At 73.0% G+C, this 25,432-nt stretch carries 25 protein-coding genes; 9 read left to right on the top strand and 16 right to left on the bottom strand.

The window, feature by feature from the left end; all coding sequences use genetic code 11:
- Window positions 1–23: 23 nt before the first annotated feature.
- The 6 genes from ACFQSB_RS29785 to ACFQSB_RS29760 all read right to left on the bottom strand — a co-directional run bounded on the left by ACFQSB_RS29785 (window position 24) and on the right by ACFQSB_RS29760 (window position 4,555).
- The gene (locus ACFQSB_RS29785; protein WP_380830175.1) at window positions 24–848 is read right to left on the bottom strand and encodes a hypothetical protein; all 825 of its coding nucleotides are present in this window, start codon (window positions 846–848) and stop codon (window positions 24–26) included.
- Window positions 845–2,068 carry an NRAMP family divalent metal transporter gene (locus ACFQSB_RS29780; RefSeq protein ID WP_354924086.1) on the bottom strand — a complete coding sequence of 408 codons (1,224 nt, stop codon included), beginning with the start codon at window positions 2,066–2,068 and terminating at the stop codon, window positions 845–847. Before ACFQSB_RS29780 ends, ACFQSB_RS29785 begins: the two co-directional genes overlap by 4 nt.
- The gene (locus ACFQSB_RS29775) at window positions 2,065–2,550 is read right to left on the bottom strand and encodes a hypothetical protein (RefSeq protein ID WP_380830173.1); all 486 of its coding nucleotides are present in this window, start codon (window positions 2,548–2,550) and stop codon (window positions 2,065–2,067) included. The genes ACFQSB_RS29780 and ACFQSB_RS29775 overlap by 4 nt, the downstream gene beginning before the upstream one ends.
- A gap of 161 nt (window positions 2,551–2,711) precedes the next feature.
- Window positions 2,712–3,041: a DUF3140 domain-containing protein gene (locus tag ACFQSB_RS29770; protein ID WP_380830172.1), complete on the bottom strand. Its 330-nt coding sequence runs from the start codon at window positions 3,039–3,041 to the stop codon at window positions 2,712–2,714.
- Window position 3,042: 1 nt separating this feature from the next.
- Window positions 3,043–3,270: a hypervirulence associated TUDOR domain-containing protein gene (locus tag ACFQSB_RS29765; protein ID WP_354851478.1), complete on the bottom strand. Its 228-nt coding sequence runs from the start codon at window positions 3,268–3,270 to the stop codon at window positions 3,043–3,045.
- A gap of 76 nt (window positions 3,271–3,346) precedes the next feature.
- A complete protein-coding gene (locus ACFQSB_RS29760; protein ID WP_380830171.1) occupies window positions 3,347–4,555 on the bottom strand; it encodes a hypothetical protein in 1,209 nt (402 codons plus the stop codon).
- 156 nt (window positions 4,556–4,711) lie between these two features.
- Here ACFQSB_RS29760 and ACFQSB_RS29755 point away from each other — a divergent pair, with 156 nt between their 5' ends.
- The 3 genes from ACFQSB_RS29755 to ACFQSB_RS29745 all read left to right on the top strand — a co-directional run bounded on the left by ACFQSB_RS29755 (window position 4,712) and on the right by ACFQSB_RS29745 (window position 8,044).
- Window positions 4,712–5,221 (top strand): hypothetical protein, encoded by a 510-nt coding sequence (locus ACFQSB_RS29755; protein WP_380830170.1) that lies wholly within the window; start codon window positions 4,712–4,714, stop codon window positions 5,219–5,221.
- 361 nt (window positions 5,222–5,582) lie between these two features.
- Complete coding sequence (locus ACFQSB_RS29750; protein ID WP_380830169.1) at window positions 5,583–7,208, top strand: cellulase family glycosylhydrolase; 1,626 nt, start codon at window positions 5,583–5,585, stop codon at window positions 7,206–7,208.
- A gap of 248 nt (window positions 7,209–7,456) precedes the next feature.
- A complete protein-coding gene (locus ACFQSB_RS29745; protein ID WP_354851489.1) occupies window positions 7,457–8,044 on the top strand; it encodes a hemerythrin domain-containing protein in 588 nt (195 codons plus the stop codon).
- Window positions 8,045–8,141: 97 nt separating this feature from the next.
- Here the strand turns inward: ACFQSB_RS29745 and ACFQSB_RS29740 are convergent, their stop codons facing one another.
- A complete protein-coding gene (locus ACFQSB_RS29740; protein ID WP_380830168.1) occupies window positions 8,142–9,347 on the bottom strand; it encodes a hypothetical protein in 1,206 nt (401 codons plus the stop codon).
- Window positions 9,348–9,569: 222 nt separating this feature from the next.
- The gene (locus ACFQSB_RS29735; protein ID WP_380830167.1) at window positions 9,570–10,106 is read right to left on the bottom strand and encodes a hypothetical protein; all 537 of its coding nucleotides are present in this window, start codon (window positions 10,104–10,106) and stop codon (window positions 9,570–9,572) included.
- Between the two features lie 215 nt (window positions 10,107–10,321).
- On the opposite strand from ACFQSB_RS29735, the gene ACFQSB_RS29730 reads away from it, so the two are divergent.
- Window positions 10,322–10,546, top strand: coding sequence for a DUF2277 domain-containing protein (locus tag ACFQSB_RS29730; RefSeq protein WP_380830166.1), 225 nt, complete (start codon window positions 10,322–10,324; stop codon window positions 10,544–10,546).
- A gap of 123 nt (window positions 10,547–10,669) precedes the next feature.
- Here ACFQSB_RS29730 and ACFQSB_RS29725 read toward each other — a convergent pair whose 3' ends face one another.
- The gene (locus ACFQSB_RS29725) at window positions 10,670–11,335 is read right to left on the bottom strand and encodes a hypothetical protein (RefSeq protein ID WP_380830165.1); all 666 of its coding nucleotides are present in this window, start codon (window positions 11,333–11,335) and stop codon (window positions 10,670–10,672) included.
- Between the two features lie 150 nt (window positions 11,336–11,485).
- Between ACFQSB_RS29725 and ACFQSB_RS29720 the strand changes: the two genes are divergently transcribed.
- From ACFQSB_RS29720 to ACFQSB_RS29710, 3 genes are all read left to right on the top strand, one after another.
- Window positions 11,486–12,160, top strand: a complete 675-nt coding sequence (locus ACFQSB_RS29720; protein WP_354851503.1) for a response regulator transcription factor — start codon at window positions 11,486–11,488, stop codon at window positions 12,158–12,160.
- Window positions 12,160–13,680: an ATP-binding protein gene (locus tag ACFQSB_RS29715; protein WP_380830164.1), complete on the top strand. Its 1,521-nt coding sequence runs from the start codon at window positions 12,160–12,162 to the stop codon at window positions 13,678–13,680. Before ACFQSB_RS29720 ends, ACFQSB_RS29715 begins: the two co-directional genes overlap by 1 nt.
- A 571-nt stretch (window positions 13,681–14,251) precedes the next feature.
- A complete protein-coding gene (locus tag ACFQSB_RS29710; RefSeq protein ID WP_380830163.1) occupies window positions 14,252–15,310 on the top strand; it encodes a PP2C family protein-serine/threonine phosphatase in 1,059 nt (352 codons plus the stop codon).
- A gap of 32 nt (window positions 15,311–15,342) precedes the next feature.
- Here the strand turns inward: ACFQSB_RS29710 and ACFQSB_RS29705 are convergent, their stop codons facing one another.
- Genes ACFQSB_RS29705 through ACFQSB_RS29695 form a run of 3 tightly spaced genes read right to left on the bottom strand, consistent with a single transcriptional unit; the run spans window position 15,343 to window position 18,104 of the window.
- Window positions 15,343–16,557: a site-2 protease family protein gene (locus tag ACFQSB_RS29705; protein WP_380830162.1), complete on the bottom strand. Its 1,215-nt coding sequence runs from the start codon at window positions 16,555–16,557 to the stop codon at window positions 15,343–15,345.
- Window positions 16,558–16,594: 37 nt separating this feature from the next.
- Entirely contained in the window at window positions 16,595–17,485 is an 891-nt protein-coding gene (locus ACFQSB_RS29700; RefSeq protein ID WP_380830161.1) for a universal stress protein, read from the bottom strand.
- Window positions 17,486–17,498: 13 nt separating this feature from the next.
- Window positions 17,499–18,104 (bottom strand): Rv1733c family protein, encoded by a 606-nt coding sequence (locus ACFQSB_RS29695; RefSeq protein ID WP_459117355.1) that lies wholly within the window; start codon window positions 18,102–18,104, stop codon window positions 17,499–17,501.
- Window positions 18,105–18,504: 400 nt separating this feature from the next.
- On the opposite strand from ACFQSB_RS29695, the gene ACFQSB_RS29690 reads away from it, so the two are divergent.
- The gene (locus ACFQSB_RS29690; RefSeq protein WP_380830159.1) at window positions 18,505–19,467 is read left to right on the top strand and encodes a hypothetical protein; all 963 of its coding nucleotides are present in this window, start codon (window positions 18,505–18,507) and stop codon (window positions 19,465–19,467) included.
- Between the two features lie 104 nt (window positions 19,468–19,571).
- Here the strand turns inward: ACFQSB_RS29690 and ACFQSB_RS29685 are convergent, their stop codons facing one another.
- Window positions 19,572–20,843 (bottom strand): APC family permease, encoded by a 1,272-nt coding sequence (locus tag ACFQSB_RS29685; RefSeq protein ID WP_380830158.1) that lies wholly within the window; start codon window positions 20,841–20,843, stop codon window positions 19,572–19,574.
- A gap of 232 nt (window positions 20,844–21,075) precedes the next feature.
- Entirely contained in the window at window positions 21,076–23,106 is a 2,031-nt protein-coding gene (locus ACFQSB_RS29680) for a cytochrome c oxidase assembly protein (RefSeq protein ID WP_380830157.1), read from the bottom strand.
- Between the two features lie 246 nt (window positions 23,107–23,352).
- Between ACFQSB_RS29680 and ACFQSB_RS29675 the strand changes: the two genes are divergently transcribed.
- Window positions 23,353–23,547: a CsbD family protein gene (locus ACFQSB_RS29675; protein ID WP_354851527.1), complete on the top strand. Its 195-nt coding sequence runs from the start codon at window positions 23,353–23,355 to the stop codon at window positions 23,545–23,547.
- Between the two features lie 140 nt (window positions 23,548–23,687).
- Here ACFQSB_RS29675 and ACFQSB_RS29670 read toward each other — a convergent pair whose 3' ends face one another.
- Both ACFQSB_RS29670 and ACFQSB_RS29665 read right to left on the bottom strand, forming a co-directional pair.
- Window positions 23,688–24,317 carry an RraA family protein gene (locus ACFQSB_RS29670; RefSeq protein WP_354851529.1) on the bottom strand — a complete coding sequence of 210 codons (630 nt, stop codon included), beginning with the start codon at window positions 24,315–24,317 and terminating at the stop codon, window positions 23,688–23,690.
- A gap of 312 nt (window positions 24,318–24,629) precedes the next feature.
- The gene (locus ACFQSB_RS29665) at window positions 24,630–25,085 is read right to left on the bottom strand and encodes a VOC family protein (protein ID WP_380830155.1); all 456 of its coding nucleotides are present in this window, start codon (window positions 25,083–25,085) and stop codon (window positions 24,630–24,632) included.
- Between the last annotated feature and the right edge of the window lie 347 nt (window positions 25,086–25,432).

The raw sequence follows: 25,432 nt of genomic DNA, 5'->3' as shown, positions 1-25,432 counted from the left end.
CCCCGCATCGGGCACCGAAACCGTCACCCTGCGGTGTCCCGCTCGTAGAGCTCGGCGAGGGAGGACAGCTCCGCCAAGCGCGCGGACAGCCGTATCGGGCCGGCGTCCGGGAGCGGCGAGGCCAGTTGCGGCCAGGCGACGTACCTGCTGCCCCGGTGGAGGCGGCGGATGATCGTCCTGACCAGCGCCGGCGCCTGGCCCCCCGGGCCGCGCTCGTACCCGAACAGCTGCCCGGTGTGCCGGGGGACCACGATGAGGCCGGAGACCTGGAAGGCGTTCTGCACCCCTTCCAGCAGGGGGCCGTCCTGGGTGAGCTGGACGTCGGCCACCTGCCCGACCGGCGCGCCGTCGGCGTCGAGGACCCGGCGGCCGAGGAGCGACGCGAGGCGGATGCGACGCCCGTCCTCCGGCTCGGGGGAGGGACGCGGGGCGGGCGGCTCCTCGTCGCCGCCGTCCTGCGCCTCGCCGCCGCCGTCGCTGCCGGGAATGGGCGCGATGAGGTGCTCGCGCACCCAGCGTTCGAGGGCCGCCTCCGGGGGATCCCCGCTCACCTGGACGGCGCTGCCGATCTCCGACACCAGCGCCATCGGGATGCGCTGCGGCGCCGGACGCTCCTCCGGCCGGAACAGCTCCGTGGTGGCGACGATCAGCCGGCCGGCCACGCCGCCGATCCTCGGCCCGAGCGCGAGCGGCCCGCTGAGGATCGCGGTCGCGTACGGGCGGCCGTCCTCACCGGCCGCCAGCTCCACGTCGTCCACCTTGCACACCAGGCGGCCGTCGCCGGCGTGCACCACCTGGCGGTCCAGCAGGTGGAGCTGGGCGTGCAGGGTCCTGGCCTTCTGGCTCATTGTCCCGCCTTCGTCGCGAGCATCAGCGGGATCGCCGCCACGGCGACCACGACGAGCAGCACCATGTAGACCGTGCCGAGCGCGTTGGAGAACCGGCCGTTGACCTGGTCGCCCATGTAGTCGGGATCGTTGCTGATCATCAGCACCGGCAGGTAGGTCAGCGGGAGCGCGGCGGCCGAGAAGACCAGCGAGTACTCGGTCACCTTGATCGGGTCCACGGTGGTGAGCACCAGGGCGGCCGCCACGATCGTCACCACCAGCACCACCGCGTGGAACCGCGACGCCTGCCGCGGCCGCACGTACTTGCCCCACTGCCAGCCGAAGTACTGGCTGAGCGTGTAGCCCGACGACAGGGCCGTCTCCAGCGTCGCGCCGAACGTGGCCGCGAAGATCCCGAAGATGACCAGCGCCAGCCCGACCTGGCCGAGGCCGAGCCCGACGGGCAGCACCATCTGGCCCAGGGTGTCCACCTGCGCGTGCACCGGCAGGAACACCGTGGCCGCGCATCCGGCGATCGCCAGCGACAGGAAGCCGCCGAGGGGGAACCCGACGAAGACGTTGGCCCGGGAGGTGACCAGGTCCTTGCGCGTCCAGCGCTCCTCGACGCCGCCCGAGGAGAAGAAGAACACCTCGTAGGGCGTCATGGCCCCGCCGAGCAGCGCGATCGCGTAGTACCAGTACGTCGGCACGCCCTCGTCGGACGGCGGGTGGGTCACCTGGTGGGCCAGCCGCCCCCAGTCGGGGCCGAGCAGCCACAGCCCCACCGCGAAGACGACCAGCGCCAGCCCGGCCAGGCCGAAGATCCGCTCCATCGTCTCGAACTTGACCCGCCACATCACCAGCCAGGCCACCAGCGCCACGCCGGGCACCCACAGCAGGTAGTTGACGCCGGTGGCCAGTTCCAGCGCCAGCGAGGCGCCGCCGATCTCCGCGGCCAGCGTCAGCACGTTGATGAAGAAGGAGGCGCCGAGGTTGACCAGGCCGGCGCGCGGGCCGAGCCGCTCGCGCACCAGGTCGAAGACCGGGCGCTGGGAGGCGGCCGCGATGCGCCCGGACATCTCGGCGAACAGGCAGATGCCGATGACGCCGACGATCACCACCCAGGCCAGCGACATGCCGAACCGGGCGCCGACCAGGGCGTTGGCCACCAGGTCCCCGATGTCGACGAACCCGCCGAAGGCGGTCAGGATGCCCAGGGTCACGGCGAACAGCTTCTTCACCGGTGGGCCTCCTCGATCTCCCGCAGCCGCCCGGCGAGTTCCCCGAGCCTGCGGTCGGCCCCGCGCGGGTCGCGCAACCCGTCCCGTCTGACCTCGATGAGCAGGCCCTGGACCTCCTCCTCCGCCTGCGAGGTGAGGTCGGTGACCCGCGTGCGCAGCCGGTCGGCGGCGTCGGAGGGCGGCTGCACCCCGCCGAACTGGTCGTTCACGCTGCCGAGGTCGCCGGACGCCTCGGTGAGCACCGTCTTGAGGTACGGGGTGGTGAGCCGGTCGTGGTCCCTGACCGCGAGCCGCACCAGCTCCACGCTGGACGCGGCGGCCTGGGCGGTGGCGCCCGCCTTGAGCCCGTAGTCGTGGTCGTCCCAGGCCGGGCTGACGCACGCGGTGGCGAGGACCGCGAGCAGCGCCGCCTGCGGGAGGGCGCGCGCGAGTCGGCGCCTCCCCGGGCGCGGCACGGGACCCGGCGGCGCGGGGGGCCTCATGACCTGCCCCGCAGCAGGAAGTACCCGAGCAGCCCCAGGAGCGCCAGCAGCTGGCTCCACGCCAGCAGCAACACCAGTCCCTCATCGACCACGGGTTCCCCTCTGCCCGCCGCGAACGGCCCTAGTCGTGGAAGGGCGCGGGAACGCCGGTCAGGACGGGGTCACTTGAGCGGGTCGTGGCCCCAGTTCATGAGCGAGTGGCGCCATCGGGAGTCCCGGACGTCGTGGGAGGGGCGCTGCGCGAGGTGGCGGTGGACGTAGCCGGTGACCTTCCGCATGTGGGCGTAGTCGTCCTCGGAGAGGTCCCCGGCCTTCTTGCGGAGGATCTCCGCGATGCGGCGGCCGGAGGCGTGCCCGGTGGACTCCCCGCCGCCCGATTTGTCCCCGGCGGCCTGGGACTGCGGGGTGTCCAGCCACCGCTCGATCTCCTTGGGCGTCATGTTGACCGCCTCGCCGAACTCCGCGGCGACGCGGTGCTCGTCCTTCGCCATCTCAGCGCTTCTTCCGCAGGGCCGACGCCTTGTGGACGGCGGTCCTGCCGCTCTTGTCGCTGCGCACCAGGTACTGCGGCTCCTCCTCCGAGGCGTCCACGACACGGCCGGCTCGCTCGGTGCGTTCGGTGATCTTCTCTTCGACCGTCCCTGAGGCGGTGGATCCGTGGCTCTTCCAGGTGACCGCGTCACCGACGGCCACGTCACGGGGTTGCGTCGTTCTGGCCATAGGGAAGATGTGCCCGCCATCGAATGGGACATTCGACTCAATAACCCCCGAATGGCGGGCATGCCTCCCCGAGAGATCAGGAGCGCAGGGTCCACCGCGGGCCCTGCGGGGTGTCCTCGACCAGGACGCCCCCCTCGGCCAGCGCGTCCCGCACCGCGTCGGCCGTGTCGTAGGCCCCCTCCTTGCGCAGCCTTCCCCGCAGGGCGACCAGCGGGTCGACCAACGGCGCGAGCCGGTCGTGCGGGGAGCTCAGGTCGGCCAGGCCGCCGAGCCGCGCGACCAGGTGGCGCAGCACCGCGCGGGCCTGGTCCACTCCGCCCTCGTCCTCCTCGGTGTCGGCGGCCCACCGGGTGATCTCGCCCTCCAGCTCCAGGACGGCCTCGCTCAGCGCGCCGGCGTCGCCGGACGCGGCGGCGGCGTCGAACCGCGACTCGCACCGCTGCACCGACTCGGCCAGCGTGGCGCTGGAGGACTCCTCCTCGGACGCCTGGGCGACCGGCGCGGCGGGGACGAACCCCGAGACGCCCTTGGCCAGTTCGCGCAGCTCCGCCAGTGCCAGGGTGCTGCCGGTGGGGAACTCGGTCTGCGCGCCCTGGCGGCGGACGGTCAGCGCGCCGCGTCCGCGCACCGTGACGGTCTCGGCCCGCAGGTCGATCTCGACGGCCGTGTGCTCGTCGATGCCGAGCACCGCGACCTCGTCGGGTAACTCGCGCTCCATCTGCGACAGCCGCCGCTCACCCAGATAGCAGAAACGCGTGTCGTGCGTGCCGCCCTCGGTGTTGTCGTAGTGCGGGATCACCACGACCGGCAGCCCCAGCGACGACAGGATGTCGACCCCGTCACGCCAGTGCGGCTCGGCGCCCACCTTGTAGATCTCATAGACGGGCACGGCCGCCACCCCCACCGTGCACGCCGCCGCGGAGGCCAGCACCGTGGCGCCGCTGCGGGAGCCCACCCGGGCCTTCAGGGCGGCGCCGACCTCCGTCCCCCGCCAATGATCGAGCGCGTAGGTCGGGCTGCCCGGCCCGGAGAAGACCCAGTCGGCCTCGATCAGCGCGCCCGAGCCCGACGCGACCTCCACCTTCACCCCGACGCTGTCGGCGAAGTAACGCCGGGCGCGGGCGGAGATGTCGGCCGCGTTCTCCTGGAACGCGTAGGGCGTGTCCAGCAACAGGGCCCGGGGTCCCCGGCCGAATCTGCCGACCACGGAACGGTGGACCTCCACCATGGTCGGGGCCGTCTCCCCCGATCCCATGAGCACCAGCACTCCCGGTCTCTCCGGCATCGCACTCGCCTCCTCATGCACGAGTCCAAGCCAGCACATATGCGGCACTTACGGCAATAGCAAAGATGCGATGCGTGGTGACCGCTCCTGCATACTCGTTGCAATAGCCCTGATGGGGGGCGCCCACGGGTGGGCCGATGACGGGATTGGAAACGCATGCTGACACAAGAGATCGGCACTTCCACGGCGACGGTGATGGTCGAGACCCTCGCATTGCGGGCGGATTCCTCCGGCGGCTGGTCCTACCGCCGGCTGGTCACCACGCCTCTGCCCGGCGAGAACCCCGACCAGGCCGCCCGCCGTGCCGCCGGGGTGAGCGCCGAGCAGCTGAGCGTGACCGTCCACTCGACGAGCTGGCGGTACGAGCCGAGCGGCGAGGTCGTGCTGACGTACGCGGTGTGCCCGGACCCGTGGACGCACCTGCCCGCCGTGCGGTTGCCCTACATGCGCGTGGCGAGAGGAGGCGCGCCGGCCACTCCCACGCCTGACGACATGACCGTGGCGAACGTCGTCGCGCACGGCATCCGGCATTTGGCGTACCTGAAGGTGACCGACCCGGTGGTGCGCGCCACTCTGGAGGTGGTGCCCGAGATCGCCGCGGCGCTCGACCGGTTGTGCCCGATCTCCAGCCTGGGGGTGACCGTGCCGCAGAGCATCTTCCTCTGACCGGCCGACCCCCTTCCCCTCCTCCTTCCCCCGGCCGGAGACCGGCCCGTCGTGCGCTCGTCTCCGACCGGCGGAACGGTCTGCGCGCGCCCCTGACGAACTGAAAGTTTCAGCTCCGCCTCCCACCCCCCACCGCCGGGGCGCGAGCCCGGCGCGGCGCCGTGCCGGCGTCTTGCGATGTCGCGGGACGGTCGCGCGCCCGCGCCGGGGCCGGCGCGGGCGCGCCGCGCCGTCCGGCGCACGCCCCATGCTGTACATCCGAACGCGACCCGCCCACCATGAGAGCGCTCCCCGACCGTCGGACTCAGCGGCGTCCGCCGTGCGACTTAACCGGTTAATGGCCTCCCATGAAAGGCGATCGATGAGAAAGCGACTCCGAACGGCGGCGACGGCGACGGCCGCCCTGCTCGCGCTCCTGGTCTCGATGCTCGCCGCCGCACCGCCCGCGGGCGCCGCGGCCGGACTGCACGTGAGCGGCAGGAACATCGTCGAGGCGAACGGCGGCACCTTCGTCCTGCGGGGCGTCAGCCACGCGCACACCTGGTACGCGAGCCAGACCACCTCCTCGCTCGCGGGCATCAAGTCCCTCGGCGCGAACGCGGTGCGCGTCGTGCTGAGCGGCGGGCGCTGGACGGCCAACGGCGCGAGCGACGTGGCGAACGTCATCGCGCAGTGCAAGGCGAACCGGTTGATCTGCATCCTGGAGAACCACGACACCACCGGTTACGGCGAGCAGAGCGGCGCCGTCACGCTCGACGCGGCGGTCGACTACTGGATCAGCGTCAAGAGCGCCCTGGTCGGCCAGGAGGACTACGTCATCCTCAACATCGGCAACGAGCCGTACGGCAACAACAACGTCAGCGGCTGGACCCAGGCGACCTCGAATGCGATCAGCCGCCTGCGCGGCAGCGGCTTCCAGCACCTGATCATGGTGGACGCGCCCAACTGGGGCCAGGACTGGCAGTTCGTCATGCGGGACACCGCCGCCACCGTGGCCGCCGCCGACTCCCAGCGCAACACCGTGTTCTCCATCCACATGTACGGGGTCTTCGACACCGCCGCGGAGATCAACGCCTACTTCGACGCCTTCCGGACGGCCGGGCTGCCGCTGGTCGTCGGCGAGTTCGGCAACATGCACTCCGACGGCGACCCCGACGAGGACACGATCATGGCGCAGGCCCAGTCGCGCGGCATCGGCTACCTCGGCTGGTCGTGGAGCGGCAACAGCGGCGGCGTCGAGTACCTCGACATGGTCACGAACTTCAACCCCAGTGCACTGACGTCCTGGGGTCAGCGCATCTTCAACGGCGCCAACGGCATCAAGCAGACGGCCAGGCAGGCGTCGATCTTCGGCGGCGGCGACCCCTCCGACACGACGCCGCCGAGCACGCCGGGCGCCCCGGCGGCCTCCGCCGTGACCTCCTCGGGCGCCACGCTCACCTGGACCGCCTCGACCGACTCCGGCGGCTCCGGCCTGGCCGGCTACGACGTCTACCGCGAGCAGGGCAGCACCGATCCGCGGCTCGGCCAGACGACCACCAACTCCATCACCCTCACCGGGCTGAGCGCGAGCACGCGGTACCAGGTCTACGTGCGGGCCCGTGACGGCGCGGGGAACCTCTCCGGCGACTCCGCCCTGGTGACCTTCACCACCACGGCGGGAAGCGGCGGCACCGGCGGATGCAGCGTCACGGCGACCACGCAGGGCCAGTGGGGCAACGGCTACGTCATCCAGCCGATCACGGTCACCAACACCGGCACCGCCGCCATCAAGGGATGGACGGTGACCTTCACCCTGCCCTCCGGCCACACCGTCACCGGGTCGTGGGGCGCGACCGTGAGCACCAGCGGGCAGACGGTGACCGCCCGCAACGCCTCCTACAACGGCGCGCTCGGGCCGGGCGCCGGAACGACGTTCGGCTTCCAGGGCGGCCGTCCCGACGGCACCACCTCGGTGCCGTCCGGATACACCTGCGCCGCGAGCTGAGCCGCGTCCCTCGCGGGAGTACGGCCCCCGGCCGTACTCCCGCACCTGCCGGTGGACCCGAGGCGTTCCGGCATCCGGGGACTTCCGGCATCGAGGGAGTTCCGGCATCCAGGGAGTTCCGCTCCGCATATGACCTCTTTGCTGGCCCTTGTCGGTAGATGTCCGTGTCGCCATCGGCGGTGGGGAAGGTCTTCATTGCCGACCGCGGAGAACCGAGCCACCGCGGCGACGACACGGGGGGAACCGCAATGGCCAAGAGCAAGACCATGCCTGAGCTGATGGACGAGAGCGACGTGGTGGGACTGCTGATCCGCCAGCACGCGGAGATCAGGGACATGTTCGACGAGGTGGAGCAGGCCACCGGCGAGACGCGGGCCGAGGCGTTCCAGAACCTGGTGCGCCTGCTGGCCGTCCACGAGACCGCCGAGGAGGAGGTCGTCCACCCCTACGCCAGGCGCGCGCTCGACGGCGGCGACGCCATCGTCGACGAGCGGCTGCGCGAGGAGAACGAGGCCAAGCAACTGCTCACCCTCATGGAGGAGCGGGGGACCGACGACCCCTCGTTCCCCTCGCACCTGCAGAAGCTGCGCATCGCCGTCGAGGAGCACGCCCGGGCCGAGGAGCGCTACGAGTTCGCCCAGCTCGTCCGGGAGACCAACTCGGCCGAGCGGCGGGCGATGGCGCTCGGCGTCAAGGCCGCCGAGGCGCTCGCCCCGACGCACCCGCACCCGGGCGTGGAGTCGGCCACCAAGAACGTCCTGGTCGGAACGCCGACGGCCATGTTCGACCGCGTCCGGGACGTGGTCCGCCAGGCGATGGGCAAGAAGAACACCTGACCGCCGACCGCACACGCCACCGCCCGCCCGGTCCTTGGAAGGCCGGGCGGGCGGTGCCGCGCCGCGCGGGCGCCGGTCGGGTCCTGTCCGTCCCCTGTCAGTGGGCGGGACGGCGCATGCTGGGCACGGGATGCGGGCCCTCGGTCTCCATCCGGTAGTCCTGCCCGAACTTCGCCGTGGTCTCCTCCAGCACCTGGTCGCTGGGCGCCGGCTCGCCGCCGTGCAACCGGTCCTGGAAGCGCTGGAACCGCTCGTGCGCGTCGCGCACGTACCCCGTCCCGAGCGTGGTGAGGTCGATCTGCGTGGCGAGGATCTCGCGAATGTAGATCTTGTTCGGCTCGAAGGTCACCGGCTCCGGGAAGCTCGGCGCCAGGATCTCGGCCGGCTCGCGGCCCTGGTGGCGGCGCATCAGGTCGCAGGCGATGCGCAGGTGCTCCAGCTCCATGGCCAGATGCAGCTCCCAGATCGACTTCAGCCGGTCGTCGGACTCGGTCTCCATGAACGAGTGGTACATGTAGCACTCGTTGTACTCATGGTTGACCAGCATCTCCCACCAGGTCTCGTTCGGATCGAGCAGCGACTCGTAGTGGGTGACGTGCTCTTCTTCGATGAGCCCGATCTCCTGGTAGAGCCTGCGGGCGATCTCCTCCATGTACTCCGGCCCGACGTTCATGTAGAAGTTCATGGTCTGCTGCTCGGCGGCCATGATCGTCAGGGTGTGCAGCTTGGAGATCGGGCTCGCGGTGTCCTTGTCGTAGTGGTCGCGGACGTTGTCGATCGGGTGCCGGTGGTGCAGGGGCGTGGGCCGCCCGGGCATGACCTCGGTCAGCGCGTCCACGATCTTCTCGGCTTTGCGGTGCTCGATCAGCTCGTACAGGTTGGCGTACCGGTACAGGTGGTCGAAGTCCTCCAGCATGCCGAACTCGAACGCCTGCTTGAGGTAGGGGTCGGGCTCCATCCGGGCGACCCAGGCGGTCAGGTCGACGGCCACCTGCTCGTAGGCGATCGTGGTCTCCAGCACCGAGGCCAGGCCGGGCAGCAGCCAGTTCACGGCCTTCTGCTGCTGCTGCTCGATGTAGCGCACCTCGGCGAGCTGCCGCCGCACGTCCAGATCGGGGCAGTGCCGGGCGAAGTGGTGGCTGAACATGATCGCTTCGACCTCGATGCCGTTCATGGTGATGACCCGGCAGCGGGCGTAGGGATCGGAATGGTCCGGGTCGAGCTGGGGGACGTTGAGTTCCCGCCAGTTGCGCAGTTGCCGGTCCAGCGGGATTCCCTGCTGTTCCAGAGGGTTGAAAGTCATTGATATGACTCCTTTGTCCTATTTCGGCGGGCGAGGACCATGTACCCGAGCCGAACGGACCACAACCGATTCACCGAACGCCGATATCCGCCCCCTGTCGAGACTTGTTGCCAGGTTTGCGGTCCGTTGCCGATGATCGGCGTGTTGGAAATTTGCGCGCTATTGACGATGAGCGATATTCATCGGCATTGACGGTCATCAACCGGAAATGCGGCATTCACTCTAGACGGCCTCCGCCGCCTGTCCTATGCCTCGCAGGACGCGCGAAAGACGCTGCTCCGCCAGGAAGTGCCCCAATCCGATGACCAGCGCCAGCGGCCATTCGATGATGTTGAAGGCCGAGAGCAGGCCCAGCGCCGCGTAGAAGGCCAGCCGGTCCGGCGGCGGCAGGACCACCCGCCCGATCAGCGGCAGCGTCACCGCCGGCCGCGAAGCGGGGGCCCGATGGCGCCGCGCGGGCGCGGCGGCCTCGTCCCGCGGCCCCTCCCCCTTGGCGCCGCCCGACCCCGACGCGGCGCCCCGGGCGCCGGTCGCCCGCGCCGCGGCCCCCCGGGCACCACCCGACCCCGACGCCGCACCCCGGGAGCCACTTGACCCCGACGCGGCACTCCGGACGGCGCCCGGCCCCGACGCGGCACTCCGGACGGCGCCTCGCCGGGGCTCCGCCTTCCGCGCGGCGGGGCGCGCGGAATCCTCGGGGCCGGTCTCGGCGCGTCCGCGCTCGGCGTCCTTCGGGGCGGCGGTCGTCTTCTGCGCCATGGCGGCCTCCGTCAGTCAGAGATGTAGTGCCCATCCCCTCCGACGTCGGCGGATAACGCCCGCCGACCGCCGCTTTACCGGGAGTTTCCCGGCATACGGAGCACAGGCGACGCGGCCAGGCCGACGCCCGTCCTGTGCGCGCCCGCCCGCTGGGGTCACCCCTGCGCCTGGGACGGGGTCCCCCGCCCTCCGCGCCCATGACGTACCGTCCTTTCATGTGCCGGAGCATCAAGACACTTCGCGAGCCCTACACCAGTGACGTCACCGACGACGACGTGAAGGCCGCCGCGTTGCAGTACGTCCGCAAGATCTCAGGGTTCCGCGCCCCGTCGGCGCGCAACACCGAGGCGTTCGAGCGCGCCGTCGAGGCGGTCGCCGCGGCGACCAGCAGCCTGCTGGACGAGCTCCAGCTCAAGCCACCGGCCCGCGAACACCCCTGAGCCAGCCCCCGACCCGTCGGCACGGTGACCACATGCCTTCACCGGGCATGGCTCTCCAGGCTGAAGTCACCGGCCCGCGAACGCCCCCGAGCCGAGCCGCCGGCCGCCTCGCCCGTCGTCGGCCTACTCGGCCTGCTCTTCCTGTCGGGCCTCATGGGTCTGGCGCGTCTCCCGGGCCCCGCCGTCCTGCCGGTCCTCCCGGTCCTGGGCCGGCACGGCGCAGGTCAACGTGCCCGCGCCCTTCCCGTCCCCGTCCGGAGCCGTCCCGCTCACCCTGGTGTCCTTCTCCGCGCGGAGGATCTCGGCCTTCTCCCCGGGCTCCGGCGCCCGGGCGGCCGACGGCACGCTCTCGCCATCGGGAACCGTGGTCAGCGTCCTGGTGGCGTCGGGCGTGGCCAGGGGCGTGCCGCCGCCATCCGGCACGACCGGCGCCGTGGTCGCCCCCTCCGGCGCGTCACCGGCGGGCGGAGCGCCCTTCTCCGGCGCGTCGCCGTGGGGCGGGGTGGCCGTCTCGGGCGCCTGGCCGGTCGGCGGCAGGGCGGGGACCGCGGGCGCCGCGGGCGCCGCGTCGCCGGGCTTCAGCTCCTTGAGTCCCGTGCCGTCGTCGAGGTAGACCTTGCCGTCCTTGCGCACCAGCGTCATCGTGTGCCCGCAGACGCGGGTCGCATGGAGCACCACGGGCTCGTCGCCGGAGGCGTTGTCGGCGTTCGCGGCGGCGGTGAGCGTGGCGGCCAGGGCCACCCCGAGCACCCCGGCGGACAGCACCACGCGCAGGCGCTTGTCGATCATGAGCTTCTCCTAGTGACCGGCCGGCCCCTCGCGGGCCGGCCTCGCGGGTCCGACGGAGAAAGACCCTGCCGACGGTCACCTGAAGCCACCCTGAAGCCGGCCGAAATGATCTTAAGCCGCCTTTCAGGTGGCGTCCGGCACCCTTGACCCATGCGCGTGCTACTGGTCGAGGACGAGCGCCGCCTGGCGGCCCTGGTCAAGAACGGCCTGGCGAACGAGGGCTTCGCCGTCGACGTCGCCCACGACGGGCCCGAGGGCCTGTGGATGGCGGCCGAAAATGCCTACGACGCGATCGTGCTCGACGTGATGCTGCCCCGGCTGAACGGGTACGCGGTCTGCCGGCGCCTGCGCGACGGGGGCGACTGGACGCCGATCATGATGCTGACGGCCAAGGACGGCGAGTACGACGAGGCCGAGGCGCTGGACAACGGGGCCGACGACTTCCTGTCCAAGCCGTTCTCCTACGTCGTGCTGCTGGCCCGGCTGCGTGCCCTGGTGCGGCGGGGCGGCCGGGAGCGGCCGGTCGCGCTGACGGTCGGCGACCTGGTGGTCGATCCTGCCGGGATGCGGTGCAGCCGCGCCGGGGTGGACATCGCCCTCACTCCCAAGGAGTTCGCGGTGCTGCACGGCCTCGCCCGGCGGCCCGGCGAGGTGGTCTCCAAGGCCGAGCTGCTGCGGCAGGCGTGGGACTTCGCCTACGAGGGCGATCCGAGCATCGTGGAGGTCTACATCAGCGCGCTGCGCCGCAAGGTCGACACCCCGTTCGGCCGTTCTTCCCTGGTCACCGTGCGGGGCGCCGGCTACCGCCTCGACGGGCGACGCTGATGCGGTGGTCGGTCCGGCTGCGCGCGACCGTGGCCGCGACCCTCATCGTCGCGGCCGCCCTCGCGGCGGCGGCCGTCGCGCTGACCACGATCCTGCGCGCCGACCTGGAGCGCAGCGCGAACGCGGAGGCCGCGCAACGGGCCGGGGTGGCGGCGAGCCGCCTGGCCGTCGCCCCCATGCCGGCGGTCCCCGAGTCCGACGCGAAGAGAGCCGCATCGCCCGGTCCGGCGGAAACGGCCGGTACATCCGGCGCCGCGAAGACGGCCGGTACATCCGGCCCCGCGAAGACGGCCGGTACATCCGGCCCCGCGAAAACGGCCGGCTCCCCCAGCCCTGCGAAGACGGCCGGTTCCCCCGGCCCCGCGAAGACACCCGGTGTTCCCGGCTCGGCGAAGGGCGCCGCGCTGACGATCACCAAGGAGGGCGTGTCCGGCGCGCCGAGCGAGGCCTCCCTGCGGACGGTGCCCGACCCGGACGTCCATATCGGGCTCCCGGCCGAGGCCCCGGGCCCCGGCTGGGGCGCCGGGGCGTACACGACGGCCAGCACCGTCGTGGAGACCGGCGCGGGACCGGTGACCGTCATGGCACGCAGTTCGCTGGGCCCGGCGCGTGAGGCGCTGGCCGTGCTGAACCGGCTGCTGGTCTTCGGCATCCCGGTCCTGTTGCTTCTGGTGGCCGCGATGACCTGGTTCTTCGTGGGCCGGGCGCTGGTGCCGGTGTCCGCCATACGGGCCCGGCTGGCCGACATCACCGCGCGCGACCTGCACCGGCGCGTACCCGTGCCGGCGGCGCGGGACGAGGTCGCGGCGCTCGCCCGCACCGTGAACGCCACCCTCGACCGCCTGGAGAGGGCCGTCGAGCAGCACAGGCGCTTCGTCGCCGACGCGGCCCACGAGCTGCGCAGCCCGATCGCGACGCTGCGCACCCGTCTGGAGCTGGCCCCCGCCGGCGAGACGGCCGTCGAGGCGCTGTGCGACGTGCGGCGGCTGCAGTCGCTGGCCGCCGACCTGCTGCTGCTGGCGGCGCTGGACGCCGGGGCGCCGCCGAGGGCCGACGAGGTGGATCTCGGGCAGGTGGCGGCGGAGGAGTCGCTGCGTCCGCGCCCGCGGGCGGGCATTCGCGTCGAGCTGGACGTCCAGCCGGACGTGGTGGTGCGCGGCTCCCGCCCGCACCTCGCGCGGATGATCGTCAATCTGGTGGACAACGCCGTGCGGCACGCGACGTCGTCGGTGCAGGTCCGCGTGGCCGCCGAGAGGGCGGACGGGGACGGTGCCGTGCTGGAGGTGCGCGACGACGGGCCCGGCATTCCCGTGGAGGACCGCGACGCCGTCTTCGACCGTTTCACCAGGCTCGACGAGGCCCGCACGAGGGACGCGGGCGGGTCGGGCCTCGGCCTGGCGATCGTCCGGGAGATCGTCGCCCTGCACGGCGGCGCCGTGGCCGTCACCGAGAGCGGGGGCGGCGGCGCGTGCTTCACCGCCCGCCTGCCCGCGCATCGACGAACTTCCACCAACGACTGATAGCAAGCTGCCCGCCTGAGCATGATTTATCGTCTCAAAGCATTATCGGAGGGCTTCCAGGCGGACCGGTCGTGGAAAGTCGAGGGCCTGTATCGAATCGGTCCCGGCCGGCTGATCCCCGAGTAAAGTTCGATTCATGAGCCCTTCAGAGACCTCCCGGCTAGAATTGCGCTCGGGCAGGCTCGATCCGGCTTTCCGACGCCGGAGGGCGTCCAGTTCGTTGTAGTTGTGAGGTTGTCGAGGTGCTTTCTGGCATAAGCGGTAAATGGTGGAGATTATCCCATTTCACCGTAACTCAAGATTCTTTCGTGACCCGGGTTCCCCGCGAACGCCGGCTCACTTCCGATTCGCCGGCTGCCCCGGCCCGTCGTCTCCGTCGCCGCACCGTTCACGGCTGTGGCCATCGCGTAAGGCCAGAACGCTGTTCGCCCTTTCGCCGCCTTGTTACAGTTACCGCGGAGCACCGGGAAGCCTGGTCGGCACACCACCGAGAAGGACCTATTCCACGGAGGCATCCTGTGACGAACGGTCGGCAGCGAGAACGAACCGTCACGGCAGCGGGACGCCGCCTATGAGCGCGGTCAGTCGCAGAACGCAGCGGCTCATGGGCGCGCTGCCTTTCGCCTCCCTGGGCATCGTCGCCGCGGTCGACGTCCTCTCCGGGCCCGACCTCAACTACCTCTCCCTGCTGGCCGTCGGCTCCGCGTTCGCCAGCCTGGTGGGCGGCGTGCGGCGCACGGTCCTGATCGGCGTCGTGGCGCTGATCCTCTCGCTGCTCCTCGCGCTGTACGCGGGGGTCCTCGGCGACCGCCAGAGCAACATGAGCCTGATCTCCATCGCCGGGGTCACCGCGGCGAGCATCCTGGCCACGGTAGGGCGGCAGCGCCGCGAGCGCGAGCTGGCGACCGTCCGCTCCGTGGCCGAGGTCGCGCAGCGCGTGCTGCTCAGGCCGGTCCCCCGGCTGGCGGGCCACCTCCGCGCGGCCGTCTCCTACACCTCGGCGAACGCCGAGGCGCGCATCGGCGGCGACCTCTACGAGGTGGTCACCGGCCCCGGCGGGGTGCGCGCCATCGTCGGCGACGTTCAGGGCAAGGGCTTGGAGGCCGTCGAGACGGCGGCGCTGGTGCTCGGCGCCTTCCGCGAGGCGGCCCACGACGAGGCCGACCTGCGCGGCGTCAGCGGCCGGCTGGAGAAGGCGCTCAACCGGCGCCTGTCGGGCGAGGAGTTCGTCACCGCCATCCTGGTGGACGCCGACCCCTGCGGGCGGCTCACCCTGCTCAACTACGGCCATCCGCCGCCGCTCATCCTGCGCGCCAACGGCGAGATCACGCTGGCGGAGCCGGACGACACCGCCCCGCCACTGGGGCTGGCGGTGCTGGAGGTCGACGGCCCGAACCCCCACCAGGTCGACTTCGCGCCGGGCGACCAGATCCTGCTCTACACCGACGGGGTGATCGAGGCCCGCGACCGCGCGGGCCGCTTCTACCCGCTCACCGAACGGGCGTTCCTGCTCAAGGACGACGACCCTGAGGCCGCGCTGGAGGCCCTGCGGCTCGACCTGGTCGCCCACGTCGACGCGCCGCTCCACGACGACGCCGCGATGCTGCTGCTCCGCTGCCGCGACGGCTGAGACGAGTGCGCTGACGGTGGGCGGCACTCCGGTCAGCCGGGCAGGCGCCGGTCGGGCGGCTCGTCGCCGGGCGCGTCGGGGTGGGGGTGGAGCGGCGGCCCGGGGTGACCGGGGGGCGGGGCGGCCGTGGTGGTGCGCAGAATGGCCTGCTGGAGGGCGCGGGCGAGGTCGGCGGAGGTCACCATGCCGACGACGTGACCCGCGTCGGCGACCACGGCCACCAGTTCCCCGCCGAGGGACGACAGCCCGAGGATGCGGCCGGCGTCGTCGTCCGGGCCGAGCACGCGGTCGGGGGACAGCGGCCTGCACACGCTCGCCACCCGGCTGTCGTGGCGCTGCCGCGCAGGGATGGCCGTCAGCCTCTCCAGCGACAGGGTGCCCGCCGGGCTCCCCGCGAAGTCGACCACCGGGAACACCGTCTGCCGCGAGCGCAGCGCCACGTTGCCCACGAAGTCGTCGAGATCACCCCAGGCGGGGGCGAGGTCGGGCGAGGGGGTCATGACATCGCGCACCCGCCACCCGGCGAGCCCCCGGTGGGCCGCGCGGGCGATGTTCTCGCTGCGCGCGGCCCCCGCGAGGAACCACCCGATCAGCATCGTCCACAGGCCGCCGGTCCAGGCCAGCAGGAGCAGCTCCGCCCCGCCGATCGCGATCAGCGCCATGCCGAGCGCCTGCCCCGCACGGGCTGCCGAGCAGTCGGCCCGCAGGCGGTCGCCGTGCCGGCGCCACAGGATGGCGTGCAGCACCCGGCCGCCGTCCAGCGGAGCCCCGGGCAGCATGTTGAACACCGCCAGCACGGCGTTCATCAGCGCGAGCCACCGCACGGCCGGGACGAGCACGGCCGGGCCCTGCAACGGCAGCGACGCCAGGAAGAACAGTCCCGACAGCGCCAGGCTGGCGAGCGGCCCCGACGCCGACACCTGCAGCTCGTCCTTCGGGGTCTTCGCCTCCTCCCCGGCGAACTCGGTGACGCCGCCGAGCAGCCACAGGGTGATCGACCGCACGGGGATGCCCCGGCGGCGGGCTACCAGGGCGTGCGCCAGCTCATGGGCAAGCAGAGTGCCGAGGAACACCACGGAGGTGACCACGGCGACCGTCCAGTACTGCACCGGGGGCAGTCCGGGGACGGCCTCGGGCAGGACCGAGCCGGCCAGGGCCCAGCCGATCAGCGCGATGATCGCCAGCGTGGACCAGTGGGCGCCCACCGGGATGCCGGCCACGCGACCGAGCCGGAGGCTCTGCTTCATCCGCCTCGCCTCCCCTTTCCTCGCCGGAGGCCGCCGCTCATCGGTCCCGGCCCTCCTCCGCCGGCCGAACGGTCCGTGAGCACACGACCGCGACCGGGCTGTAGGCGTGGTGGAGCACGCCGTGGCTGACCGAGCCGAGCACGGCCGAGCCGAGGCCGCCCCTTCCTCGCGACCCGACGACGAGCAGGTCGGCCTCGGTCGACGCCCTGCACAGCGCCTCGATCGGGTGGGCCTGGACGACCGAGTCGCGCACCCGCACGTGCGGGAACTTCTCCCGCCAGGGCGACAGCTGCTCCTGCGCGGCGCGCGCGCCGAACTCGTAGACCCTCTCCAGGTCGGCGCCGTAGGCCCCGAACATCGGCAGCATGGAGTCCACCTGCCAGGCGTAGACGGCGCGGAGCGCCGCCCGCCGCCGGGCGGCCTCCTCGAAGGCGTACTCCAGTGCCGCCTCCGACTCCGGCGAGGCGTCGTGGCCCACGACGATCTCGCCGTACGCGGCGGCCTCGGTGTGCCTGACGACCACCACCGGGCAGCCGGCGCGCCCGGCGACGCCCATCGACACCGAGCCGAGGACCAGGCCGAGGAATCCGCCCAGGCCCCGGCTGCCGACGACCAGCGCCTCGGCGTCCTTGGCGGCGATCAGCAGTTGCTCGCGGACGGTGCCGGTGAGCGTGGCCGTCTCCACCGCGAGCGCGGGCGCCCGCTCGGCGGCCTCCCGCGCGGCATCGGCGAGTACATCGCCCGACAGCTCCGACAAAGAGTCACGGAATCCCGGAGGGGTGGCCAGCGGCTGGTCGAAGACCCACGGGTCGACGACGTGGACGACGCGCAGGCCCCGCCGGCGCCGTACGGCGTCCTCGGCGGCCCAGCGCACGGCCGCCAGCGAGGGGGGCGAACCGTCGACGCCGACGACCACGGACCGGTTCACGGCGTCACCGCTCTCACGGCTGCCGTGGCCGCCGCCACCGCTGGTGGGCGCCCGCCCATGCCTGGTCCCATTCGGCGTAGCGACGGCGGTCGAGCAGCCACCGGAACAGCGCGAGGTTGGTGAACAGGACTCCGCAGGCCGCGAACAGCACGCCGAGACCGGCGACGACCGTGTCGGCGACGGTCTGCGCGTGCGTCCGGGGAGCGGCGACCGGACGACCCGAGGTGTCGACCCACATCTCCAGAGTGGAGCCGGACTTCGCCTGGGCGGGAACGGCCAGGGTCTCGGTGTGCGGACGGCCGTCCGGGGTGTACCAGCGGACCTTGGCCTTGATGCCGAGCACGGCGCCCTGGGAGGAGACCGTGCTGGTGCTGGCGGCGTCCTCCATCAGGACGGCGGTGACCTGCTTGCGCTGGACCGGCTCCAGGCGTTCGGCGGCCACGCCGCGCTGGTAGACCAGATGGGCGGCGATGGCGGCCGGCCACACGCTGATCAGCAGCGCCAGCAGTGTGACGAGCACGGCGATGGCCTCGATGCGGTCGGATCGGCGGCGTAATGGGTTGTGATCGAACCGATATCGGCGGGCACACCTCACCGTCCACCTGGCCAAGGATCGCATGGGGCACCTCCCTGTCAGGGAATCTGCTTTCCAGACTCGGCCATGACCGAGCGACCTGGCAGGGTCTTACGGCGCCTGTGCGATGGGACGTTCGGCCCTGCCGCCACCTGCCCGCCACCTGCGCTTTCACCCGCTTAGTGACGCCATATACCCAAAATACGACGACCACCGGCAGATCGGTATCCGGGTGCCGGAACGCGGCGGGAGGCCGTCCGCCGTGCCGTGGGCGACGGGGTTACGGGCGGACGGAGATCGCGGCCTTGTTCCCGATTCCGGCCTGTGGTCTGGGTGACCCATGGGAAGATTGCGAAAGTTGGAAAAAGTGTGAAGTTTCCGGACAGGCCGCTGTCGGAGCTGCTATGCAGGTGCGCGGCCAGGTTCTAGAGCAGAGAGGTTCGATATGGACCGCGACGGCAACCCGAGATCCCATGATGAGGATCCTCTGAAGCAGACCGGTCCCTTCAGCATCGAGTGGGCCGCGGAGGCGGAGCGTCCCGGCGGCGACGTGCTGTCCGACGGATGGACGCCCGGGCAGGAGCCCGTCCGCCCGCACAACGACGATCCCGCGCGGCCCGAGCGCCCCGACTACGAGCGGAGCGAGGCTCCCGAGGGCCACGACCGCGCCGAGGGCCACGAGAAGCCCGGCGAGTACACCGAGGGCTACCCCGCGATCGAGGACCACGAGCGGCCGGAAGGCTACGAGCGGCCCGAAGGCTACGCCCGCCCGGACGGGGAGGACTGGGACCCCGACGGCGAGCAGGGCCCCGCGACCGAGGAGCGCCGCGGGTTCCTCGGCTCCGGCTGGACGGGCGACGCCGACCTCGAGGAGGAGAAGGGCAGCAAGAACAAGGGCCTCATCCTCGCCATGGTCGCGATCGTGGTGCTCGCCGTCGCCGGGGGCTGGATCGTCTCCTCCTCGGTCGGCTCCAAGTCCGAGGCGGCGTGCGCGGCCCCCGCCGACTGCACCCCCGCCGGCCAGAAGGCGCCCGCCACCGACAGCACGGCCGCCGCCACGCCCACCGACGAGGCCACCGGCGCCGCGGGTCCCGACGAGACCGCGGAGCCGACGCTGACGCCCAGCGCCTCGCCGTCGACCGCGCCCACGACGGCCGCCCGCCCGCGGACGCCGCCGGAGCCGACGCCCCGGCCGACGCCGACCCGCACCCGGCACACCTCGGCCCCGCCCGCGCCGAAGCCGACCGAGCGTGAGCAGGAGCCGGAGGACGACCCGCAGGTCCAGGACGACAAGCCGACGGCCTCGCCGACGACCTCCGCTCCCACGCAGGCTCCGCCCACCACGCAGGCGCCCGTGCCGAGCCCCACCGAGACCAAGAAGACCGGCCTGCTGGACTGGCTGTTCTAGTTCCCGGACGCCGGCCGGGCCTCCCCCGGCCGGCCACGCCGTCGTCCACGGACACGCCGTCGTCAAAGACACGCCGTCGTCCACGGACGCGGTCCCGCCAGGGCTCAGGAGGAGCGTCGCCACGCCCTTCGCGCCGCCCAGGCGGCCGCCCCGGCGGCCAGCACCCCGGCCCCGGCCAGCACCGACGGCAGAGGCAGGCTGAAGGCGAGCAGCAGGCAGCCCGCCAGCCCGATCACCGGCACCGCCCTCGGCGGGCGGCCCTCGTCCGCTGACAGCGTGAGCGCCGAGGCGTTCGCGATCGCGTAGTACACCAGCACGCCGAACGAGGAGAAGCCGATCGCGCCGCGGACGTCGGCCGTCCCGGCGACGACGGCCACCACCGCGCCCACGGCCAGCGCGGCGCGGTGCGGCACGCGGAAGCGCGGGTGCACGGCGTCCAGCGGGCGGGGCAGGTGCCCGTCCCTGGCCATCGCGAGCACGGTGCGCGAGACGCCGAGGACCAGCGCCAGCAGCGACCCGAGCGCCGCCGTGGCCGCCCCCACCGTGACCAGCGCGACCAGCCCGCCGGCCCCCGCGGCGCGGACGGCGTCCGCGACGGGCGCGGCCGAGCGCGCCAGACCCCCGGGGCCGAGCGTCGCGAGCAGGGCGAAGGCCACGGCGGCGTAGACGACCAGGGTCACGCCGAGGGCCACGGGGATGGCCCGCGGGATGGTGCGCGCCGGGTCGCGCACCTCCTCGCCGAGGGTCGCGATGCGGGCGTAGCCGGCGAAGGCGAAGAACAGCAGCCCGGCCGCCTGGAGCACCCCGCCGGCCGTCGCCCCGGCGGAGGCGACCGGCGCGGGCCGGCCGCCGGTGAGACAGGCGGCCACGGCGACGGCCAGCACCACCAGGACGACCGCCACGATCAGCCGGGTCACCCACGCCGCCTTGTGCACGCCGGCGTAGTCGACCGCCGTGATCGCCGCCACGGCCGCCACCGCCACCAGGTGCTCGTGCCCGGGCCAGGCGTAGGCGCCCACGGTCAGCGCCATCGCCGCGCAGCTCGCGGTCTTGCCGACCACGAAGCCCCAGCCGGCGAGGTACCCCCAGAACTCGCCCAGACGCTCGCGGCCGTACACGTACGTGCCACCCGAGGCGGGGTGGCGGGCGGCGAGCCGGGCCGAGGAGGTGGCGTTGCAGTAGGCCACCAGCGCCGCGAGCGCGAGCGCCGGGAGCAGCCCGGACCCGGCCGCCGCGGCGGCGGGGCCGAAGGCCGCGAACACCCCCGCGCCGATCATGGAGCCGAGGCCGATGACGACGGCGTCGCCGGTGCCGAGCCGTCGCGCGAGCGTGCCGGGGGCCCCGTCCGCGGGGTCGGGGGAAGGCGACCGCGTCATGGCCACACTCTAAAGGCGCCGCGGATCCCGGCGCAGCGCCCGGGTCACCGCCAGGTCGCGCGGATCTCCGCCAGGTCCCGCAGGTCACCGCCAGTTCCGCTGAGCACCGCTGCGTCCCGCAGGTCACGGCCCGATCCCACAGGTCACGGCGGGTCACGGCCGGATCGCGCAGTTCACGGCCGGCCCCGCAGGTCACGGCCGGGTCGCGTGGGTCATGGCCGGGTCGCGTGGGTCATGGCCGGGTCGCGTGGGTCTGGGGCGGGGCGTCCTGGGACGCGAGGCGCCGGCCGGCCCGTCGCCGCCAGGCGGTCATGAGGACGATCAGCAGCGCGATCGTGACCGCGGCGGGCCCGGCGCCGAGGAGGGCGCCCGCGCTCTGGTCGGCGGCGCGGTCGGGCGCCCAGGAAATGGCGAGGGCGGCGTACCAGTCCGGCCCCTGCGGGGGGCCCGCGAGGAACAGCAGCGCCGTCCAGACCTGGACGACCAGCGCGCCCGCGAGCATGCGGACGCGGGCCGCCGCGCCGATCGCCCGGGGCAGCGGGTCGAGTCCGAGGGCCACCGAGAAGAACCACGTCCCGCTCAGCGCCATGACGGCCATGGCGGTCAGGCGGACGGCGAGGCTCGACTGCGCCTGGTCGAACAGGCCGGTGACGTACAGCACGAAGTAGGGCGCCGCGTACACGGCCGTGGCGGCGGCCGGGTGGGTCAGCGCCGTCGCCACGGGGCCGTTCACCCCGCGGCCCAGCAGCGGCGCGGCCTCCCTGAACGGCACCAGAGGCGCCCCGAGGGCGAGCAGGGCCGGGCCGACGGTGCCGACGAGCGCGTACTGCAGGGCGTGCACGGAGAACAGCGCGGGACCGTAGGCGGACACCCCGCCCGCGACGCCGTACAGCAGGACCAGCACGCCCGCCAGCGCCGCCGCCGTGCGGCCGGCCGGCCACCCCTCTCCGCGGCGGTTCAGCCGCCACACGCCGACGAGGTAGGCCGCGGCCACGCCGGCCACGGCGAGGATCAGCAGCGGGTCGGGACGGGTCTCGCTGAGCAGCCGCCACGGGGAGAACGGCGGCAGCGAGTAGCCGAGCAGTTCGTGCTGGCCGTGCGGGGCGTCGGCGCGCGGCGGCGGGGTGCGCGACAGGCCGACCGCGAGCGCGATCGTGCAGGCCATCACCCCGACCTCCGCGGTCGCCAGCCGCAGGAACCTCCCCCCGGCCGGCGCCTGCTCCCCGTCGGACCGCTCCCCGTCGGACCGCTCACCATCGGCCTTTTCGCCGTCGGTCTGCTCAGCGTCGAGTTGCTCAGCGTCGGGCTGTTCGCCGTCGGCCTGCTCAGCGACGGACCGCGCAGCGACGGACCGCTCACCGCCGGGCTCCGCCTCCAGGGCGGCGATGGTGCCGCGGCGGTGGGTCCAGCCGAACCAGCCGAGCACCCCCAGTGCCGCGATCTTGGCCAGGACCAGCAGGCCGTACCGGGTCTCCCAGAACTGGGCCGCGCCGCCGAGCCGGATCCAGGCGTTGACCAGCCCGGAGAAGCCGACGACGACGAAGCAGCACAGCGCGACCGCGCTGAACCGCCGCACCGCGACGACGCGTGCGGCCCCGGTGGCCCGCGAACGGCGCAGGTGCGCGACCAGGGCGAACAGGCCGCCGACCCACAGCGTCACCCCGCCGATGTGCGCCATGAGGCTGGAGACGGCGATGTTGTGGTCGGCGGCCGACGCGGAGTGCCCGACGTAGGCCGGCGGCAGGACGGCGAACAGCGCCACGGCGAGGAGCAGGACGCCGGCGCGCGAGCCGAGGCGCAGCGTGCTCCCCACCGCCACGACCACGGCCAGCAGCATCACCAGCAGGAACGCCTGCCCCTGCGGCACCTCCATGCTGTAGGTGGTCAGGAAGCCCGACTCCAGCGCCTGCCCGATCGGCAGTCCGAGCAGATCGGACATGGTGAGGATCTGGGTGAGCGCCGCGGTGAGGGCCCAGCCGAGCGCCCAGGGCCCGGCGGCGCGGGTGACGGCGCGCCTTTCGCCCGGGTCGCCGGTCAGCGCCGTGGCCGCGAACAGCGTGCCGACCGTCGCGACCGCGCACACGTCGAGCAGCACCCGGACGACCGGCAGGCCCGCGGTGGTCAGCGGGCCTGGCGAGGGAAGGCCGGGGATCTGCTGCGGGGGCCAGCCGCCGCCGGACACCAGTGCCGCGAACAGCACGGCGAGCGCCGCGACGGTCACCGCCGTGGTCACGACCACGATCGAGCGCCGGGGAGAGGCCATCGTCCTGCTTCCTCATCGTCGGAACCGCGCTACATCGCCGGAACCGCACTACCGCTGTTGCCCGCGCGTGATCGAGTATGTCCGGGTTTCCCGGCCATGGCGAGGTTTCTGGTCAAGGCTCATTGACCGGCTTTGTCGGCGCCCCGCCGGGACTTGACGCACTGGTTAGCGGGCGGCGGCGTTTACCGGCCCTCGCACCGGACAGGTGCACTAGCGGGACAGACCCACAGTGAAGGGGGCCGGATCATGGGCGCTGACGACAAGATCTCGAACAAGGCGGAGCAGCTCAAGGGCAAGATCAAGCAGGGCGTCGGCGACGCGACCGACGACGAGGAGCTCAGGGCCGAAGGCGAGGCCGACGAGGCCAAGGGCAACCTGAAGCAGGCCGGGGAGCGAGTGAAGGACGCCGCGAAGGACGTCAAGGACGCCTTCAAGGACTGACCGCTCCCGCCGGCGCCGCGGCGCGGACCCGCCCGGTGGAAGGCAGGTACGCGCCGCGGGGCCGGCGGCGCCTTGGAAGCGGCCGGGTCCCCGCGGCGCGACGCCGTGAAGCCGGCCCCCGAGACCGGTGGCGGGGCGGATCAGGTCGCGCGGAGCAGCTTGGTGACCATGTCCTCCTTGTACCGGTTGGCCTCGGCGAGGGTGGCGCCCTCGCGCAGCGCCGTGACCACGTTCTCCTCGGCGTCGGCGTACATGTAGGAGTCGGCGAAGACGTCGGTCGAGGGCAGGGCGACCACGCCCGAGCCGTCCATGACGATGGTGGCGCTCTCGTCCACCGTCACGCCTCCGATCTCCACGGGACCGCCGAGGGCGGCGACGTGCACGTCCGGGCCCGGGCCGGCCGTCGCCTCGTACAGCGCCCACACGGGCAGGCCGAGGTCGCGATAGGCGTTGACGTCGCGCACCCCGCCCTCCACGAGCAGGCCGCGCGCTCCCCGGGCCAGCGCGGCCCGGGTCATGATCTCGTCCCACACGGCGCCGGCCGCGGCCTGGGCGCCGGCCACGACGATCACCCGGCCGTCCAGGCACTCGTCCATGACCGCGCGCAGCGGTTCCAGGCCGTGCTCGCCCGGTCCCGGGGCGAGCCGCACGGTACGGGGCCGGCCGAGCAGCCCCGGCGCCCGGTGGACGGGGCGCAGCGGCGGGCTCAGCCAGCCCGTCTGGCCCCGCAGTTGCAATACGTCCGCGATCGCGGTGGTAGGCGGAACCACAGTATCGATCACCTCTTATGGTGGATTTCCGGATCTTGCCGACTGAGATGGGCGTGGCACGCCCCTCGGGTGCGGTGTCAGACCTGCCGGAACGGGCGACGCCGGGGCGGGCCGCGCACGCACGGCGCGATACGGGCGATGCGCATGGCACTCCTTCTCGTGCGCGGGACCGGCCCCGCGGGCCGGGCCGCGTCGGACGATCGTGGACCGTGCTGGAATCCAGCTCTAGTGAAGCGCTTCACTCCGCGCTCGTCCGCCGTTCGGCGCAAAGCCGCGCGGCGGACCGCCACCGGCGGACGGCGAAGCCCGCCGTCAGCCGGCCCAGAGTGTGCGTACTTCCTCGAACACCTTCTGATCGTGCGAGATCTCCACAACGTTGCCGTCGGGATCGGTCAGGGCGCAGACGTAGCCCACGGGAGGCGGCAGTCGCATCGGCTCCCAGTGCAGGCAGCCGAGCTCGCGCGCCCGGCGGGCGATCTCGTCGACGTCCTCGCGGGTGGGCACCTCCATGCCGAGATGCGCGAACGGCGCCAGTTGCGGCTGCCGGCGGCCCCTGTCCTTGGCGAACTCCACCAGGACCAGCACGAACGGCGTCTCCACCTGCTTGTCGTTGGACAGCCAGGCGTTGCGCCCGTCCTTGTCCTCGTGCCTGGCGGCCACCACGAGCGGGGTCATGGTCGTGTAGAACTCGATGGCCTTGTCGAGGTCGCCGCTGGGCAGGGCGATGTGCGTCCAGCGTGCCTCGGTGAGCTTCTTGCCGAGCACCATTGCCTCCTTCGGCCGTTCGCCTCGGCCTCCGGCGGCCGGCCACGGCGGGCCGTCGTGCGCGCCGGGCGGCGGCCTTGCTCTCCTGCCTGGTATCTGCCCCGTATCGCCATCGCCGACGGCCCTCACCGGTCCCTCCGCGCCCCTGCGCCCAACGGCCCCGATGTCGCTCGCCTGCGCGTAGTATCCGGTCGGCGCGCCGCCGTGCCCAGGGGAGGCCGGCCGCCGGTTCGCCCGGCCGCCGCCGGCCCTCGGCGGTCGCGGGCGCCGGGCCCGGCGTTCCCAGCACGGAGCCGTGCCGGTACGGTTCCGGCCAGAGCCGGACATGGCGTGGAGTCCGAGCCACGGAA

The organism is Sphaerisporangium rhizosphaerae, from assembly GCF_042665155.1.
Taxonomy (GTDB): Bacteria; Actinomycetota; Actinomycetes; order Streptosporangiales; family Streptosporangiaceae; genus Sphaerisporangium; species Sphaerisporangium rhizosphaerae.
The sequence above is the reverse complement of the archived record's forward strand: the minus strand, read 5'-3'. Positions and strand labels throughout refer to the sequence as shown.

Bases quoted from the DNA above. Each gene is read 5' to 3' on its own strand.
- ACFQSB_RS29750 (WP_380830169.1), top strand. From the start codon at position 5,583: ATGAGAAAGCGACTCCGAACGGCGGCGACGGCGACGGCCGCCCTGCTC.
- ACFQSB_RS29760 (WP_380830171.1), bottom strand. From the start codon at position 4,555: ATGCCGGAGAGACCGGGAGTGCTGGTGCTCATGGGATCGGGGGAGACG.
- ACFQSB_RS29730 (WP_380830166.1), top strand. From the start codon at position 10,322: ATGTGCCGGAGCATCAAGACACTTCGCGAGCCCTACACCAGTGACGTC.
- ACFQSB_RS29715 (WP_380830164.1), top strand. From the start codon at position 12,160: ATGCGGTGGTCGGTCCGGCTGCGCGCGACCGTGGCCGCGACCCTCATC.
- ACFQSB_RS29680 (WP_380830157.1), bottom strand. From the start codon at position 23,106: ATGGCCTCTCCCCGGCGCTCGATCGTGGTCGTGACCACGGCGGTGACC.
- ACFQSB_RS29675 (WP_354851527.1), top strand. From the start codon at position 23,353: ATGGGCGCTGACGACAAGATCTCGAACAAGGCGGAGCAGCTCAAGGGC.
- ACFQSB_RS29755 (WP_380830170.1), top strand. From the start codon at position 4,712: ATGCTGACACAAGAGATCGGCACTTCCACGGCGACGGTGATGGTCGAG.
- ACFQSB_RS29740 (WP_380830168.1), bottom strand. From the start codon at position 9,347: ATGACTTTCAACCCTCTGGAACAGCAGGGAATCCCGCTGGACCGGCAA.
- ACFQSB_RS29695 (WP_459117355.1), bottom strand. From the start codon at position 18,104: ATGCGATCCTTGGCCAGGTGGACGGTGAGGTGTGCCCGCCGATATCGG.
- ACFQSB_RS29685 (WP_380830158.1), bottom strand. From the start codon at position 20,843: ATGACGCGGTCGCCTTCCCCCGACCCCGCGGACGGGGCCCCCGGCACG.
- ACFQSB_RS29705 (WP_380830162.1), bottom strand. From the start codon at position 16,557: ATGAAGCAGAGCCTCCGGCTCGGTCGCGTGGCCGGCATCCCGGTGGGC.
- ACFQSB_RS29775 (WP_380830173.1), bottom strand. From the start codon at position 2,550: ATGAGGCCCCCCGCGCCGCCGGGTCCCGTGCCGCGCCCGGGGAGGCGC.
- ACFQSB_RS29725 (WP_380830165.1), bottom strand. From the start codon at position 11,335: ATGATCGACAAGCGCCTGCGCGTGGTGCTGTCCGCCGGGGTGCTCGGG.
- ACFQSB_RS29720 (WP_354851503.1), top strand. From the start codon at position 11,486: ATGCGCGTGCTACTGGTCGAGGACGAGCGCCGCCTGGCGGCCCTGGTC.
- ACFQSB_RS29785 (WP_380830175.1), bottom strand. From the start codon at position 848: ATGAGCCAGAAGGCCAGGACCCTGCACGCCCAGCTCCACCTGCTGGAC.
- ACFQSB_RS29770 (WP_380830172.1), bottom strand. From the start codon at position 3,041: ATGGCGAAGGACGAGCACCGCGTCGCCGCGGAGTTCGGCGAGGCGGTC.
- ACFQSB_RS29690 (WP_380830159.1), top strand. From the start codon at position 18,505: ATGGACCGCGACGGCAACCCGAGATCCCATGATGAGGATCCTCTGAAG.
- ACFQSB_RS29665 (WP_380830155.1), bottom strand. From the start codon at position 25,085: ATGGTGCTCGGCAAGAAGCTCACCGAGGCACGCTGGACGCACATCGCC.
- ACFQSB_RS29735 (WP_380830167.1), bottom strand. From the start codon at position 10,106: ATGGCGCAGAAGACGACCGCCGCCCCGAAGGACGCCGAGCGCGGACGC.
- ACFQSB_RS29765 (WP_354851478.1), bottom strand. From the start codon at position 3,270: ATGGCCAGAACGACGCAACCCCGTGACGTGGCCGTCGGTGACGCGGTC.
- ACFQSB_RS29710 (WP_380830163.1), top strand. From the start codon at position 14,252: ATGAGCGCGGTCAGTCGCAGAACGCAGCGGCTCATGGGCGCGCTGCCT.
- ACFQSB_RS29745 (WP_354851489.1), top strand. From the start codon at position 7,457: ATGGCCAAGAGCAAGACCATGCCTGAGCTGATGGACGAGAGCGACGTG.